13 protein-coding genes and 1 tRNA gene are annotated in these 16,167 nt (G+C 67.5%); 8 read left to right on the top strand and 6 right to left on the bottom strand.

The window, feature by feature from the left end; genetic code table 11:
• Positions 1 to 187: 187 nt before the first annotated feature.
• Positions 188 to 1,225, top strand: coding sequence for a selenium metabolism membrane protein YedE/FdhT (gene yedE, locus QQS52_RS01070; RefSeq protein ID WP_472772175.1), 1,038 nt, complete (start codon positions 188 to 190; stop codon positions 1,223 to 1,225).
• Entirely contained in the window at positions 1,222 to 1,545 is a 324-nt protein-coding gene (yedF, locus tag QQS52_RS01065) for a sulfurtransferase-like selenium metabolism protein YedF (protein WP_472772174.1), read from the top strand. Before yedE ends, yedF begins: the two co-directional genes overlap by 4 nt.
• Here yedF and selD read toward each other — a convergent pair.
• Positions 1,542 to 2,528 (bottom strand): selenide, water dikinase SelD, encoded by a 987-nt coding sequence (gene selD, locus QQS52_RS01060; protein ID WP_472772173.1) that lies wholly within the window; start codon positions 2,526 to 2,528, stop codon positions 1,542 to 1,544. The genes yedF and selD overlap by 4 nt on opposite strands.
• Before the next feature lie 279 nt (positions 2,529 to 2,807).
• Between selD and QQS52_RS01055 the strand changes: the two genes are divergently transcribed.
• From QQS52_RS01055 to selB, 3 genes are all read left to right on the top strand, one after another.
• A tRNA-Sec gene (locus QQS52_RS01055) sits at positions 2,808 to 2,902 on the top strand.
• Between the two features lie 26 nt (positions 2,903 to 2,928).
• The gene (selA, locus tag QQS52_RS01050; RefSeq protein WP_472772172.1) at positions 2,929 to 4,221 is read left to right on the top strand and encodes an L-seryl-tRNA(Sec) selenium transferase; all 1,293 of its coding nucleotides are present in this window, start codon (positions 2,929 to 2,931) and stop codon (positions 4,219 to 4,221) included.
• Positions 4,222 to 6,015, top strand: coding sequence for a selenocysteine-specific translation elongation factor (gene selB, locus QQS52_RS01045; RefSeq protein ID WP_472772171.1), 1,794 nt, complete (start codon positions 4,222 to 4,224; stop codon positions 6,013 to 6,015).
• A gap of 9 nt (positions 6,016 to 6,024) precedes the next feature.
• On the opposite strand, the gene QQS52_RS01040 is transcribed toward selB, so the two are convergent.
• Positions 6,025 to 6,900: a hypothetical protein gene (locus QQS52_RS01040; protein ID WP_472772170.1), complete on the bottom strand. Its 876-nt coding sequence runs from the start codon at positions 6,898 to 6,900 to the stop codon at positions 6,025 to 6,027.
• A 421-nt stretch (positions 6,901 to 7,321) separates the two neighbouring features.
• On the opposite strand from QQS52_RS01040, the gene QQS52_RS01035 reads away from it, so the two are divergent.
• Positions 7,322 to 9,196 carry a BCCT family transporter gene (locus QQS52_RS01035; RefSeq protein ID WP_472772169.1) on the top strand — a complete coding sequence of 625 codons (1,875 nt, stop codon included), beginning with the start codon at positions 7,322 to 7,324 and terminating at the stop codon, positions 9,194 to 9,196.
• A 38-nt stretch (positions 9,197 to 9,234) separates the two neighbouring features.
• Entirely contained in the window at positions 9,235 to 10,035 is an 801-nt protein-coding gene (gene zupT / locus QQS52_RS01030) for a zinc transporter ZupT (RefSeq protein WP_472772168.1), read from the top strand.
• Here zupT and QQS52_RS01025 read toward each other — a convergent pair.
• The 4 genes from QQS52_RS01025 to QQS52_RS01010 form a co-directional block, all read right to left on the bottom strand.
• Positions 10,004 to 11,305: a chloride channel protein gene (locus QQS52_RS01025; RefSeq protein ID WP_472772167.1), complete on the bottom strand. Its 1,302-nt coding sequence runs from the start codon at positions 11,303 to 11,305 to the stop codon at positions 10,004 to 10,006. The two genes, zupT and QQS52_RS01025, sit on opposite strands and share 32 nt — an antisense overlap.
• A complete protein-coding gene (locus QQS52_RS01020) occupies positions 11,286 to 12,203 on the bottom strand; it encodes a DUF808 domain-containing protein (RefSeq protein WP_472772166.1) in 918 nt (305 codons plus the stop codon). Before QQS52_RS01020 ends, QQS52_RS01025 begins: the two co-directional genes overlap by 20 nt.
• 176 nt (positions 12,204 to 12,379) lie before the next feature.
• A complete protein-coding gene (locus QQS52_RS01015) occupies positions 12,380 to 12,922 on the bottom strand; it encodes a ribonuclease FAU-1 family protein (RefSeq protein ID WP_472772165.1) in 543 nt (180 codons plus the stop codon).
• A 4-nt stretch (positions 12,923 to 12,926) separates the two neighbouring features.
• Positions 12,927 to 13,646, bottom strand: a complete 720-nt coding sequence (locus tag QQS52_RS01010; RefSeq protein WP_472772274.1) for an Rv1157c family protein — start codon at positions 13,644 to 13,646, stop codon at positions 12,927 to 12,929.
• 529 nt (positions 13,647 to 14,175) lie between these two features.
• Here QQS52_RS01010 and typA point away from each other — a divergent pair.
• Entirely contained in the window at positions 14,176 to 16,086 is a 1,911-nt protein-coding gene (gene typA / locus QQS52_RS01005) for a translational GTPase TypA (RefSeq protein ID WP_472772164.1), read from the top strand.
• The last annotated feature ends 81 nt before the right edge of the window (positions 16,087 to 16,167 follow it).

Below are 16,167 nucleotides of genomic sequence, written 5' to 3'. Positions count from 1 at the left end.
ATGACAAGCGCTCGTACGACGCCTTCTACCGCAGCCGCGTAGGCCTTGCCCCTGGGCCCGGGTTCGCCATTCTGGGCGTGTTCAGTGGTATTTATTTCCTTTTGACTGGCACTGTCTGGGCAGTGACCGGCGAATTTACCCGCCTGGGCGGCCACCTAACCGAAGCCCTCGGCGCGGACATCCAGTCATGGAAGTATTACCAGGAAGTCACCACCATGGAGGGCGACCCCTCCAGCGCACCGACGGCTGGATCGTCGTCGCGATACTCACGGGCTCGTTGGTGGCCGCCCTTATCGCTGGCGATTTCTGCTGGCGGATCCCGCCGCTGAAGCGTCGCTGGGTGCAGGTCCTGTGCGGCGGCATCATCGCCGGCTACGGCGCCCGACTGGCGTTTGGCTGCAACCTGGCAGCTATGTTCACCGGCATCCCGCAGTTCTCTCTGCACGCCTGGATTTTTACCATCATGACCGCGGTCGGCACGGCCGTGGGCGTCAAGATTATTAAAATGCCGTGGTGGCGCGGTCCCTCCAAGCCCAAGCCGGTCAACACCCCGAAGGTGGGCCTTGGGGACGTGCGCCGGCGGCAGCAGCGCAAGCGCTGGCTGGGCATCGCCGTGACCATCGTGACGCTTAGCATCGCCGGCTTTTACTTCGCCTCTGGCCAGCCGCTGCTGGGCGTGGCCGTGCTTTTCGGCCTGGCCTTCGGCGTGCTCATCCAGCGCGGCCAGATCTGTTTTACCGCCGCGTTCCGCGACCTGTGGTTGACCAAGAAGACCAAGCTGGCGGACTCGCTGATTATCGGCTTGGCCGCCGCGGTCGTCGTGACCTTCGCGGTCCTGCTGCTCACGGATGCCACCCCGCTGACCAAGCCGGCCGGCTGGGGCACCATCCTCGGCGGCTTCCTCTTCGGCATCGGCATCATCTTCGCCGGCGCCTACGAGACCGGCATGATGTATCGCGCAATGGAGGGCCAGCTGGTGGCCTGGGCTACCTTCGCCGGCAACATCATCGGCGCCACCATCCTGGCCTACGGTTGGAATCACTGGGGCGTCTACGATGCCCTGGTGGCCAACGCCGTCAAATTCAACTTCTACGAATCCTGGGGCCCGTGGCTGGCGCTCATCGCCTCCCTGGCCGCCCTCGGCCTATGGTGGCTGGTGCAGGCCCCGCTGCGCACCGACCGCCGTGGTCGCCTCGACGCCCAGTACGGAAAGGACAACTGGTGAACGAGCTACCCGATTTCGAGCTGGATATATGGGGCGAATCCTGCCCCTATCCGGTCATCCAGACACTCAGTGCCCTGGAGGACATGGACCCGGGCCAGAAGCTGCAGATCACCACCGACTGCCCGCAGGCCTTCCGCAACGTGCCGGACGATGCCACCGCCGCCGGACACCGCCTAGTAAGCGAGCCGGAGCGCACCGGCGCGCGCATGACTTTCATCTTCGAACGCGTTGAGCACGTCACGGGGCCGCGGATGGACAACAAAACCCAGCAGACCAAGCCGAGTCTGCTGGGCAAGCTGAGAAATAAGTTGGGCCGCTAGCGCACGCTAATCAGCGTCTCGCCGTTAGCCGCGACGGTGCGGCCGACGACCGGGTAGCCCGGCACCTCGCCAATGAGCAGCAGGCCTCCGGAGGTCTGCGCGTCGGCCAAGAAGATGAGGTCTTCCTCGCTGGCCTCGCCGCCGTCTAGGTGCGGCCGGACCCAGTCTAGGTTGCGGCGGGAGCCACCCGGGATGAAGCCGTCGGCGAGCGCCTCGCGGGCGCCGTCGATGGCCGGTACGGCCGCGAGATCGATCTCCGCCGCGATGCCGGAGGCCCGGCACATCTTGTACAGATGGCCCAGCAGGCCAAAGCCGGTGATATCGGTCGCGGCCGTGATCCCGGCTTGGGTGGCGGCTTGGGCGGCCTCCCGGTTTAGCGTGGTCATGGATTCGACCGCCGACGGGATAGCCTCGCCGGTGGCCTTGTGCTTGCTGTTCAAGATACCAACGCCGATGGGCTTGGTGAGGGTGATGGGAAGGCCCGCCTCGGCGGCATCGTTGCGCATGAGCTTGTCTGGGTCCACGATGCCCGTGGCCGAGAGCCCGTAGAGCGGCTCCGGCGCGGTAATCGAGTGCCCGCCGGTAATCGAGATGCCGGCCTGCTCGGCAACGTCCATGCCGCCGCGCAGCACCTCGCGCAGGATGTCCAAGCTCAGCGCCTCGCGCGGCCAGCCCACGAGGTTGATGGCGGTAACGGGCGTGCCGCCCATCGCGTAGACGTCGCTCAGCGCGTTCGCCGCGGCGACCCGACCCCAGTCATAAGGCTCATTGAGCATAGGGGTGAAAAAGTCGGCGGTGGAGATGACGGCCAGCCCGTCCTGAATCTTGACCGCGGCGGCGTCGTCGCCGGCGTCCAGCCCGACGATGACATCCGGGTCCGCGTGGCCTACCAGGCCTTCGACGGCGGATTCGAGCTCGCCGGCGGGGATCTTGCAGGCGCAACCGCCGCCTGCTGCGAATGAGGTCAGCTTGATATCGTCCATGCCCCGAGCCTACTCGTCAAAATGCCCGGGCCGGCACAGCTGTCACTCCGCCTAATCCAGCCCGCAACTATTGCCCCGCCCGTGAACCTTTCCCCGTTGTCGGCTCGCCGATGAACCCTTCGCGCTCACCGGGAGCAGGAATGTGTGCATTTTGGTTGCGCTGGTGACCGCGAAGGGTTCATGGGGTGCTAAGAGTTCAAGCGGCGCCCGGGCGGGGCGCACCTAGGCTCACGGGTGCTGCTGGCGTTGGCGGAGGGGGCGCTTGGTAGAGTTTCCGGTGGAGGCGTCTGCGTCCTGGTGGGCGCCCCGGTCTTCAAAACCGGTGAGGCCGAGTATCTCGGCCTGGCAGGTTCGATTCCTGTCCGTCTCCGCCAATAAGCTTAAATTTTCCAGGAGTGCCGTGACTGACCCGCGCCGCAACATCCCGCGCACCGATGATCTGCTGAAGCTGCCCGAGGTTGAGCAGGCCCGGACCCACGTGTCTGAGCCTGTGATTCGCACCATCATCGACGGTGTCCTCAACCAGGCCCGTCGCGGGCAGGTGCCGCCGGAGGACGTGGCAGCCGAGATCGCCCGGCGCGTCGCCAGCGCCCAGCCGTATTCGCTGCGGCCGGTCATCAACGCCACGGGCGTTATCGTGCACACAAACTTGGGGCGCGCCCCCTTGCCGCCCGCGGCCGTCGATGCCTTAGTCGCCGCCGCCGGCTACACCGACGTGGAGCTGGATCTGAAGACGGGTTTGCGCTCCAAGCACCGCGGACGCGGGGCGGTTAACGCGCTGCTCGCGGCGTGCCCGGCGGCCGAGGACGCGCTCATTGTTAACAACGGCGCGGCCGCCCTGCTGTTGGCCACCGCGGCGCTGGCGCCGCACCAGGAAGTGATTATCTCTCGGGGAGAGCTCATCGAAATCGGCGCGGGCTTCCGCCTGCCGGAGCTCATCGAATCCTCGCACGTGCGCCTGCGCGAGATCGGGGCGACGAACCGAACCCACCTCCACGACTACGTCGGAGCTATTGGTCCGGAGACCGGCGCCATCTTGAAGGTGCACCCCTCGAACTTCCGGATCACCGGTTTTACCAGCTCGGTCTCGGTGGAGCAGCTGCGCCCGGTCGCACAGGAAAACGACGTGCGCCTCATCGTGGATTTGGGCTCGGGCCTTCTGGCCTCGGACGCGACGCTGCCGGATGAGCCTGACCTGCACGCCCAATTGGTGGCCGGCGCGGACGTGGTTATCGCCTCCGGAGACAAACTGCTGGGCGGTCCGCAGGCCGGGATCCTCCTCGGTACGCGGGAGGCCATCGCCCGCATGAAGAAGCACCCGCTGGCCCGCGCGCTGCGGGTGGATAAGCTGCGACTGAACGCCCTGGAGGCCGCGCTGAACACGCCGCGAAATCCCGTCGCGGATGCGCTGCACGTGAGTGCGGAGTCACTGAAAGAACGCACCGAGGCGATGGCCGCGCAGCTGGGCGCGCAGGTCGTCGAACACGCCGGGCGCGTGGGCGGCGGCGGGGCGCCGGAGTACCCGCTGCCCGGCTACGCCATCGCCTTGGAGGACAAGGTGGCCCAGCGGCTGCGGCTGGGTACCCCGGCGGTGCTCGCGCGCGTCCACGAAGGCCGCTGCCTGGTGGATCTGCGCTGCGTGCCACCCGCCGCGGACGAAACCTTGCTCGCAGCCTTGAAGGAGGCTGTCTAAATGCAGGTCATCGCTACTGCCGGCCACGTCGATCACGGCAAGTCCACCCTGGTTAAGGCGCTGACCACCATGGAACCGGACCGGTGGGAAGAAGAGAAGCGCCGGGGGCTGACCATTGACCTGGGCTTTGCGTGGACCACTCTGCCCAGCGGCGAGGACGTCGCCTTCGTTGACGTGCCCGGGCACGAGCGTTTCTTGGTCAACATGCTGGCTGGGCTCGGGCCCATCGGCCTGGGCCCGGCGCCCATCCTGCTCTTCGTCGTCGCCGCGGACGAGGGCTGGCAGGCCCAGAGTAGCGACCACCGAGATGCCGCGGTGGCGCTGGGCATCGAGCGCGCGGTGGTGGTGTTAAGCCGCGCGGACAAGGCGGACGCGCAGCAGCGGGCAAACGCCGCCGCCCAGGTCCAGCGGGAGCTGGCCGGCACGCCGCTGGCGCAGGCGCCGGTGGTGGAGGTCTCGGCAGTGACAGGAGAGGGCATCGAAAAGCTGCGCGAGGCCCTCGACGGGCTGGTCGGGACGGAGCCGGACCCGGCAGCCGCCGTGCGCTTGTGGATCGACCGGTCGTTTAGCATCACCGGCGCGGGCACCGTGGTCACCGGCACCCTGGTGGCCGGCACGCTGCGCCCAGGGGACACGCTCAGCCTGTTCCAGGCCACCGGCGTGCGCGAGGTCGAGGTGCGCGGGCTACACAGTGAGAACTCCGCCATTGACCTCGCTCAGCCGGTCAGCCGGGTGGCGGTAAACCTGCGCGGCATCGACGCCGGCACCATCCACCGCGGCGACGTGCTGACCACCCCGGGCAAGTGGGAGACCACCCGCGTCATCGATGTGCGGCGCACGACGGGCCGGAACCTGGACGTTATCCCGCAGGAGGTCGTCGCCCACCTGGGCAGCGCCGGGGTGGGAGTGCACGTACGCCCCTTCGACGCCCAGCACGCCCGCCTGCAGTTGCCGGAGCCGCTGCCCGTCGTGGTCGGGGACCGCCTCATCCTGCGCGGCTCGGGCGCGCGCTACGTGCTGGCCGGAGTCGAGGTCATCGACGTCGCCCCGCCGGAGCTCAACCGCCGCGGGGACGGGACCCGCCGCGGCCAGGTGCTGGCGGGTATTACCGACGCCAGCGATGCCGGGGAACAGGTGCGCCGCCGTAAGGCCGTACGCGTCGAGGACCTGGCCCGTCAGGGGCTGGATACGGAAAACCGGCCGACCGGCGTGGTCGCCTTCCGCGGGTGGTGGATTAGCGCCCGCGCGGTCACGGAGTGGAAGACCGAGCTGCTCGGTGCGCTGGAGGCCTACTTCGCCGACAACCCGCTAGCCGCCGGCATGCCGCGCGTGGCCGCGGTCCACCTGTTGGCCCTGCCCGGCGAGGAGCTTGTGGACGTCGTCATCGCCGCGGCTAAGGTGAGCTCCAGCGGCGGGCTGCTCAGCCTGCCGGGGCGCCAGGCGGACTTGGGCGCGGCGGAGGAGGGCATCGCCAAGCTGGAAAAGCGGCTGGCCGATGCCCCGTGCGCCGCCCCGGAGGCCGGCGACCTTAGCGCGTGGGGCCTGGGGCAGACCGAACTGGCCGCCGCCGAGCGCGCCGGGCGCGTGGTGCGCCTGGGCGGCGGGATCGTGCTGGTGCCGGCCAGCTTGGAATGGGCCAAGGCCCGCCTGGGCGAGCTGGAGCAGCCGTTTACGACCTCGCAGGCGCGGCAGGCCCTGGGGACCACCCGCCGCGTGGTCATCCCCGTGCTCGAGCATTTCGATGCCCAGCGCATCACCCGCCGGATCGACGCCGGGCACCGCGAGCTGCGCTAGCCGCGGCGGCTAATCCGTTGCCGGCGGGTCGTGGTGTAGCTTCGGGAAAGGCCCGAAGGTTCTGCTGGGTGCCTCGTCATGCTCGGCGTGGTCGGGTCCTAGGACCGGCCGGCCGCCCGGGGTGGGCAGCGGGAAGGCGGCGCAGTCGAGGGTGACGTCCCAGGTTTGGGTAAGCGGCTGCGGGCGGGCCGGCCAGGCGCTGGCGTCCGGCAGCGCGGGCGGGGCCGGGCGGAAGCGTAGCGATTCTGCGTCGGCGGGGACATCGACGGCAATGCTGCAGTCGGCCACATAGGCGCGCGCGCAGACGGTGCGGGTCCCGGCGGCGTCTAGGGCCGCGGTCAGAGCGGGGTAGTCGGCCGGGGTGCCGATGGTGCCCAAGACGTTGTCCTCGGTGCTGACTAATAACTCCGCCGCCTTCTTGTCCACGCGCACGATGAGCTGGCAAGCGTGGCTGTACGCGGCGTAATCGTCTGGCAGATCCCCGCGGGAAGTATCCACCGCGGCGGGCTGGCCGCCGTCGACGATAACCGCTTGGGCGGGAACCGTGTTGACCGGCACCAACCATTCGTTAGGGCCCAGGTGGATGCCGACCTCGACTGCGCGGTCGGCGATCTCGCACTGCGCCCACGTGGTGGGAACTAACCCGGCGCGCCGCAGCCGGTCTAGGCTGGGGAAGGCGACGGCCTCGTCCGCCGCGATGGTCGCGATGATGCCCACAGACGCCCGGACCCGCCAACCGGCCGGCAGGGGCTCCAGGCTGACCTCGAGGACCAGCGGCTCGTGCGCCAGGCCGGGCAGGCTCAGCACCGGGGCTGCGGTGATGTGATCCAGGAGGGCCAGGTGCTCCACGCCGAGGAACTGGGCGGGCAGATGGTAGTTACGCATTAGGCGGCGCTCCTGCGGTTGCTAGAGGAAACGGGTGGGCTCGGCCAGGACTCGGCTAACATATTAGAGCTAGCAGGTGAGAGCTAGCAGATGAGGAAAAGCCCTTTCTGCCAGACAGTCTATCGAGCATTCCGGCACCCTTACCCGATTACTAGGGTGAAGGTTCGCGCAAAGTGGAGAGGTCCAGCACACAGTGCGTTATGGTATACGCCACAGAAGTATCGACTTATGTGTTTTCTGTCTATTCTGTTATCCACTCGGATATCCACTTGGGTTCTAAGTTTCTAGGGCAAGGAGGATCCTCATTTCGCAGCAAGAGTCTTCATCTAGCTCGCCGGCAAGCTCGCAGCCGGACCCCACTCCGGCCACGCGCGGCGCAGGGCACAACCGAAAGCCGGGGCGCCTGCCGCAGGCCAAGCGGGTGCTCAAGGACATCATCTACCCGCACAACATCCACCCGGCGCTGGTGCCCGGCGTGTCCATCGAGGACCAGAAGATCAAGTACGGGGTGGACAAGCCAATCTTGGTGGTGGTCGGCGGCCTCATCGTGGCCTTCATCATCTGGGGTGTGCTGGCCCCACAGCAGGTATTCGATGCCTCCTCGGTCGCCCTCGAATGGGTCATGACGAACCTGGGCTGGATCTTTACCGTGCTGGCCATCGGGCTGGTCTTTTTGCTGCTGATCCTAGCCTTTTCCCGCTACGGGCGCATCCCGCTGGGCGTGGACGGGGAAAAACCGGAGTTCTCCACGGTCAGCTGGGCAGCCATGCTCTTTGGCGCCGGCATCGGCATCGGCATCATCTTCTTCGGCCCTTACGAGCCGCTCAGCCACTACCTGTCGCCGCGGCCCGGGGCCTACGAGGCCGCCAGCGAGGAAGCCATGATGGGCGCGATGGCGCAGGCGGCCATGCACTGGGGCCTCAACGCCTGGGCCATCTACGCCATCGTCGGCCTTGCTGTGGCCTATGTGTCTTACCGCCGCGGGCGCGTGCCGCTGATGAGCTCCATCCTGCTGCCGCTTCTGGGCACCAAGAAGAACGACTCCTGGCAGGCCCGGGTCATCGACGGCCTGGCGATCATCGCCACGCTGTTTGGTACGGCGGCGACGCTCGGCATCGGCGCGCTGCAGATCAGCCGCGGCGTCGAGGTGGTCACCGGCTGGTCGCCGGAGGGCAACGCCCTGGCGCTGGTCATCATCATGGTGCTATCGGTCGGCACGATCGCCTCGGCGGTCTCCGGCGTGGCCCGCGGTATCCGCTGGCTGTCCAACATCAACCTGGCCTTGGCGCTCGGCCTGGCGATCTTCTTCTTCGTGGTAGGACCGACGGCATTCCTGGCCAATATGCTGCCGGCCGTGGTCGTCGAGTACGTCGGCTCCATGCCGGACATGTTGGCCGCCAACATGGGCGAGGGCGAGGAGATGCAGGCCTACCTCTCGGCTTGGACCACGTTCTACTGGGCCTGGTGGGTGTCCTGGGCGCCGTTCGTCGGCGTCTTCGTCGCCAAGATTTCGCGCGGGCGCACTATCCGCCAGTACATCCTGGGCGTGCTTTTCATCCCGTCCGCCATCATCGTGGGTGCCTACACCATCCTGGGTGGGACCACCATCTGGCTGCAGCGCCAGTCCAACGCCGTAGCCCCGGATGGCACCGCGGAGTCCATGCCCGCGCCGGAGGAAATTTTCTTCGTGGTGCTGGACAAGCTCCCCGGCACCGAAATCGTCGCGCCGCTGGTGATGGTGATGCTTGCGGTCTTCTTCGTGACCACCGCGGACTCGGCCTCGCTGGTCAACTCGCAGATGACGCAGAAGGGCAACCCGCGGCCCAAGCCCTGGATCACCATCTTCTGGGTCCTGTGCATGGCCGGCATCGCCGTGGTGATCCTGCTAGCCGGCGGCCGCAATGCCCTGCAGGGCCTGCAGAACCTCATCACCATTACCGCGCTGCCTTTCGCGGTCATCATCGTGGCCATGTGCGTGGCCCTGGTGCGTGAGTTGCGCAACGACCCGATGAGTATCCGCGCCCACTACGAGTCCCAGGCGATCTCCAACGCCGTCGTCCACGGCGTGCGCGACTACGGCGACGACTTCGCCCTGAGCATCGAGCCGACGCCCAGCGAATCCGACTACGCCACCGGGGCCAACTTCGACTCCACCGCAGATGAGGTCACCGAGTGGTACACCCGTACCGACGAGGAAGGCAACACCGTCGGCTACGACTACGAGACCGGCGAGTACATCGCCGAGGACAACAGCGGCGTCGATCCGGACCATGACAGCGGGGTTAAGGCGGACTAATAACGGCGGCCGGCATTCCTGCCCTTTAAGGTAGGGGCATGCACGATTTGCCCACCGTCGCTTTCGCCTTCGGGCTGGCGCTGCTGGCCGGCCTGTCCACCGCGATAGGTGGCGCCATCGCCGTTAGCCGCCGCAACCCAGGCCCCGGATTCATGGCCGGGGCCCTGGGCCTGTCGGCCGGCGTGATGCTTTATGTCTCCTTCGTCGAGATCCTCCCCGAGGGCAAAGCACAGCTGACCGAGGCCTTCGCCGACGCGCGCGCCGGGACCTGGGCGGCCGTGGGCGCGTTCTTCGCGGGCATCGCCGTCATCGCGATCATCGACCGCCTGGTGCCGGAGGAAATCAACCCGCATGAGCCCGGCACCACCGAGGAGGTCGCCCGCCGGCGCCGGCTCATGAAGACCGGCGTGTTCACCGCCGGGGCGCTGGCTATCCACAACTTCCCGGAGGGCTTCGCCACCTTCCTGGCCGGCCTCGAGGACGTCCAAGTCGCGCTGCCGGTCGCGGTAGCGATTGCTATCCACAACATCCCGGAAGGCATTGCCGTGGCCGTGCCCCTGCGGGAAGCCACCGGATCGCGCGCCAAGGGCTTTTGGTGGGCGCTCGTTTCCGGCCTGGCGGAGCCGCTCGGCGCGCTCGCCGGCTTTTTGCTGCTGATGCCGCTGCTGGGCCCGGCGACGATGGGCATTAGCTTCGCCGCCATCGCCGGCATCATGGTCTTCATCAGCCTGGACGAGCTGCTGCCGACGGCCGAGGAGACCGGCAAGCACCACTTCGCCATCTACGGCGTCATTGCCGGCATGGCCATCATGGCGCTGTCGCTGCTGCTGTTCCTGTAGAGGCTCTGCGCGCCGTCGCCCGCCGCGCCCAGCGGGTGAGGTAGAACGAGCCCAGCGCCGAGATGACAATCGGTCCGACCAGCCACAACGGGGCCGCGGTCAGCTCCCAGGCGACGACGGCGGCGAAGAGGGGAGCCCGCTGGGTTACCGCCAGCACCGCGGCCGCGCCAATGAGCGCGCAGCTGATGATCGAGTATTCGCTGTCCATCCACGGTAGGCCTGCCCAGTGGAAGAAGAACGCGGCGGCCCCGCCCAGCGACGCCCCCGTCGCCAGCGCCGGCGTGAGCGTGCCGCCCACGGCCCCGCAGCGCAAACACAGCACCGTCAGGGCCGGCTTGGCCACCAGCAGGCAGGCAAAGAGCGTGCCGCTGCCGCCTAGGTGAAGGGTGAGCTGGATGATGTCGAAGCCGTTGCCTGGCACTGGCGGCAGGACCAGCGCGCAGGCGCCCACGGCCGCCCCGGCCGCGCCGACGGTCAGCGGCAGGTACCACCGCGGCGGGGTGCGGTGTCGTCCGGCCCAGTCCGCGCCCGCCGCGAAAGCGCCGCCGATGCCGCCGGCCAGCGGCATCACCACCACCATCCAGGCCACGGCCGCCAGGACCAGCCCGCGGCTGGGGGAGAACTCAGGCAGCGTGTAGAAGGCCTGGTGGCCCACCACCGGCCAGGCGGTCACGGTCGCCAGGCCGGACACGGCCAGCGCGGTGAGCACCGTGCGCAGGGTAGGGGTGATGTGCAGCACGGAGAAGGCGAAGATGGCACCGGCCAGCGGGACATTGTAGACCGCGCCCAACCCGGCGCCTGCGGCGATGGCCACCAGCTCAACGGCGACGCCGCTAGCGGAGTTCTTGTTCCGGGTTAGGGCCGCGGCTACGGCGGCCGCGCCCTGGCGCGGGGCGTTCTCGCGCCCGATGGAGCTGCCCGTGCCGGCGGCGAGTAGTTGGAAGGCGGCATCGGCCAGCGTGCGCCCCAGCGGCAGGTCGCGGCCGTCGTGTAGGGCGTCGCCGACGGTGCGTACCGGGCCGACGCGGCGCAGCCACCACCAGCCGGCGCCGGCCAGCAGCCCGCCGGCCGCCGGCACGCTGACGACGGTGGCCCAGTGCGCGGGGCCCGGGTCGTCGTGCGCGCCGATCAAGAGCAGGGCGTCGACGCAAAGCGTCATTACCAAACCAACGATGCCGGCGGCCAGGCCGGCGGCGACCACCAGGGCCACGTAGACGAGCGGGGACTTGATCCCCGGGGAAGGGGTGGTGTTACTTGGCCGCCCGGACATGCTGAACACCTTCGACGACGGCGACGATGATGGCGCCGACTATGAAGCCGAAGACCATCGAGCCGGCGGTATCCACCAGCCATTCCAGCACGCCGGCAGGAACCAGATGGCTGAAGTGGTGGACGGCATCGGCGGGCGCGCTCAGGCCGAACTCGGCCAGGCCGGAGGTCAGGATGTGGCCGCCGACCCACAGCATGGCGGCGGTGCCGATGATGCCGATGATGTGCAGGACGTAGGGCATGCCCTTGACCAGGGCCTTGCCGACCAGGGAGTTGCCGTCGCGGCGCTTGAGCAGGCGCAGGCCGATGTCATCCATCTTGACCAGCACGGCCACCGCGCCGTAAACGCCCAGGGTAAAGACGATGGCGATGGTAATCAGCGTGATAACGCGCAGCCCGAAGGACTCGCTCATCAACTCGTTGAGGGCGATGACCATGATCTCCGCCGACAGGATGAGGTCGGTGCGGATGGCCGAGGACACGAGCGAGTCCTCCGCGTCTGGGCCGGACTCGCGCACCGGCGTTTCCTGATCCTCCATGCCCGGCAGCAGTTTCGCGGAGATCTTGTGGGAGCCCTCGAAGCAGAGGTAAGCCCCGCCCAGCATCAGGATGGGGGTCAGCGCCCAAGGGGCCAGCCAGGACAGCAGGAGCGCCACCGGCAGGATGATGATGAGTTTGTTTACCAGGGAGCCCTTGGTGATGCGCCAGATCATCGGCAGCTCCCGCTTGGGGTCCACGCCGGCGACGTATTGCGGGGTCACGGCGGCGTCATCGACCACGACCCCGACCGCCTTGGCGGAGGTCTTGCCGGTCAGCGCGGCGACGTCGTCCACCGACGACGCCGCGGAACGCGCGATCAGCGCGATGTCATCAAACAAGGCAAGAAGGCCACCGGCCATGGAACCACTCTCCGGGCAGTGCTAGGCGAATTAGTGCTAAAAGAATTAGTGCTAGGCGTATTTAGGGCAAAAGCCTAAGGGCCACAGCAGGAAATAGAAGCTAAAAGCAACAGCTAAAGCGTTTGCAATCTACCCCGGATCCCCGGCGGCTGCAACACGTGCGGCTATCGGAAGGCTCAGGCGTTGCCGGCCGGGACGAGTTCCACCTCGTCGGCCCACGTGAGCGGGAAACCCAGCTGGCGCAGCCACTCCATGGCGTCGTCGCGGTGGCGGGTGATGCCCTCGACGGCGGCAAGGGTGGCATCGATAGCCCCCTCGGCCTCCTCGGCACTCAGGTAGCCGGCGGAGGTGGCGGCGGCGAGCTCGTCGATGTCCAAGACCTCGACCGGGCTGCCGGTCAGGGAGACTAGGTCGACGTAGAGATCCCGGGTGGACCACACCTCGTCGGTCACGGAGATATCCGCAATGTCGAAGTAGAAGTCCTGGGAATGCTCGACGCCCGGGCGGAAGTGAAAGATGTTGGCGCGCAGGCGCAGCTCCGGCAGGAGCCAGGACTCCAAGTAGCCGAAGCGCGGGTGGTCGGCACCGCGGCCCATGTAGAGGCCGAAGTCGGTGCGCTCGTAGCGGTCGACAGGGCGGTTAAAGCCCTTCGGGTCGATGTTGAAATCCCCGCGGGTGTCGAAGGTTTCTTCCTTGACGGGGTGCAAGTCAACGCTCATGGGTTTACTTAACCTCCACGATGGCGGCGGTGGGGGCGAAGCGACAGCTGCCCTCTTCGGTGTTGACGGCGCCGCTGAGCAGGGCGACCACGGTGCCGGGGCCGGTGGCGGCGCGGCCCGAGATGGTTGCCGGGCCCTCCGGGTTGATCCCGTGGTTGCCCAGCGGGGTGACGCCGCTGCGGAAGTTGTTCAGGTTGAACCAGTGGACGTTCATCTGGCCCTGGTTGGGCGTGGCGGGCTTGGTGCCCATGGCGGTGAACAGGAAGGCGGTTTCTCCGGCGCCGGCGCCGGGGGCGGGGATCTCGGTCGGCCCCGGCACCGCGATGGCCGAGCCCACGGAATCCTGCGTGCCGCCGATGCAGCGGCCGGAGGCGGTCGGCCAGTAGAACTGCCGGAAGTTCGGGCCGCCGACGGGCATGTCCACGCCGGCCTCGCCGCCGTCCTGGCCGGTGGTATACGCCAGGGTCGCCAGGATGGCGTTGCGGGCGTCCTCTGGCATCCACGGCTGATAGGCGAAGTCGCGCACCTGCTGGGCTGCCTCCGGGGTGGGCCGGCCCAGGTGATCCACCGGGAGCGAGGAGCCGACGGCGTCCTCGAACTGCGCGCTCAGCTCGGCGGCAGGAGACGCGGCCGAGGAGGCGGGAGCCGGGACCTGCGGGGTGGCTTCGGCGGGGGAGACCGCGGTGACGAGAGCGCCGATGAGCCCGGCGGTCGCGGCTGACATGGCTACCGCGCGGCCGAGCCGGGAGCTCGGGCTCCGGCGGCGCGTTGCGGGAGTGCTGGCGTGGTCCGCGGAGGAAATGGTCACGATGAACGCAGTCCTTGGGTGGGGGATAAGTTCTAGTAGAAGAAGGCGTTGTCCGGCGGTGACTAAACTGGCCCCGGGTTTTGTGTCTGCAAGCCTCTTGGGTCACATTAGTCACAGCCGTAACAACTTCACCTTCAGTAACAATATTTAATTTTTGGCAACAGTCAACCGTGAACGTGGCTATTACTTCATCTTTCGTCGAATGTAATGGTTTCGTTACACATCCCAGCGCTGCGGTAAATGCGGACGTGGCTGCGGGGCTCGGCGGGCGGCGAGTTTTGAGGTCGGGTCCATTTTTCGGTGGCCAATTCTGCAGCGAACTAGCAGGCGGGGTATCGTTGTACCCCGTTGAAAAATGTCCCGTTCCTGGGAGCCTGGGCGGCAAGAGCCTGCTCCCGGCAAGGAAGGCGGGCAACCCAAGATTCCATTGAAGGAGAATCGATTCGTGACCCATACTGAGTTCCGTAACGTCGCCATCGTCGCCCACGTTGACCATGGCAAAACCACCCTGGTCAACGGCATGCTGGAGCAGTCCGGCGCTTTCGGCGAACACGGCGAACACACGGACCGTGTCATGGACTCCAACGACCAGGAAAAAGAGCGCGGCATTACTATCCTGGCCAAGAACACCGCCATTACCCGTAAGGGCAAGGGCAAGGATGGCGCCGACCTTATTATTAACGTCATCGACACCCCGGGCCACGCCGATTTCGGCGGCGAGGTCGAGCGCGGTATTTCCATGGTTGATGGCGTGGTCCTGCTTGTCGATGCCTCCGAGGGCCCGCTGCCGCAGACCCGCTTCGTGCTGACCAAGGCCCTGGAGGCCAAGCTGCCGGTTATCATCGCCGTCAACAAGACCGACCGCCCGGACGCCCGCATCGACGAGGTCGTCACCGAATCCCAGGATCTCCTGCTGGAAATCGCCGCCGGCCTGGACGATCCGGAGGCGGCGGCCGCCGCCGAGGAGCTGCTGGACCTGCCGGTGCTCTACGCCTCCGGCCGCGCCGGCATCGCCTCCACCGAGAACCCGGGCGACGGCAACGTACCCGCCGGCGAGGACCTGCAGCCGCTCTTCGACGTCATCTACGACGTCCTGCCGGAGCCGTCGGCCACCATCGACGCCCCGCTGCAGGCGCACGTGACCAACCTGGACTCCTCCGACTTCCTGGGCCGTATCGCGCTGCTGCGTATCTACTCCGGCACCATCAAGAAGGGCCAGCAGGTCGCCTGGATCCACTACGATGACGAGGGTAACCAGCACACCAAGACCGTCAAGGTCGCGGAGCTGCTTCGCACCGTCGGTTTCGAGCGTCAGCCGGCCGAGGACGCCATCGCCGGCGACATCGTGGCTATCTCCGGAATCTCCGACATCATGATCGGCGACACCATCGCGGATCTGGAGCACCCGGAGGCCCTGCCGCGCATCACCGTCGATGAGCCGGCCATCTCCATGACCATCGGTGTCAACACCTCGCCGATGGCCGGCCGCGGCGGCGGCGACAAGCTGACCGCTCGCCTGGTCAAGGCCCGCCTGGACCAGGAGCTCATCGGTAACGTCTCCCTGCGCGTCCTACCGACCGAACGCCCGGACGCCTGGGAGGTCCAGGGCCGCGGTGAGATGGCGCTGTCCGTGCTCATCGAGTCCATGCGCCGCGAGGGCTTCGAGCTGACCATCGGCAAACCGCAGGTCGTCACCCAGGAAATCGACGGCAAGGTGCACGAGCCCTACGAGCTGATCACCATCGACGTGCCCTCCGAGCACCAGGGTGCGGTTACCCAGCTGATGGCCACCCGCAAGGGCCAGATGCAGTCCATGGACGTGCGCGAAGGCGACTGGGTCCGCATGGTCTTCCGCATCCCGGCCCGCGGCCTTATCGGCTTCCGCACCCAGTTCATGACGGAGACCCGCGGCGCGGGCATCGCCAACTCCATCTCCGACGGCCTGGACGTCTGGGCCGGCGAGATCAAGTCCCGCCCGACCGGCTCGCTGGTCGCCGACCGCACCGGCCAGATCACCCAGTACGCGCTGACCCAGCTGGCCGACCGCGGCAGCTTCTTCGTGGAGCCGGGAGACGAGGCCTACGAGGGCATGGTCGTCGGCGCCAACAACCGTGATGAGGACATCGACATCAACATCACGAAGGAAAAGAAGCTGACCAACATGCGCTCGGCCACCGCCGACGCCACGGTCACCCTCGCCAAGGCCCACACCCTGAGCCTGGAGGAGGCCCTCGAGTTCTGTGGCACCGACGAGTGCGTCGAGGTCGCCCCGAACGCCCTGCGCGTGCGCAAGGTGATCCTGTCCGCGACCGACCGCAAGCGCGCGGCCTCCCGCAACAAGCAGCTCAATAAGTAGTTCGCCCGAGCGTTAACTACCTCATCCCGCCCCACTGCACTAAAGTGGGGCGGGGGTTATTTCTTTTCCAGAAGGCAGGTG

The organism is Corynebacterium sp. 1103A, assembly GCF_055700955.1.
This window is presented reverse-complemented; position numbering and strand designations above follow the sequence as displayed.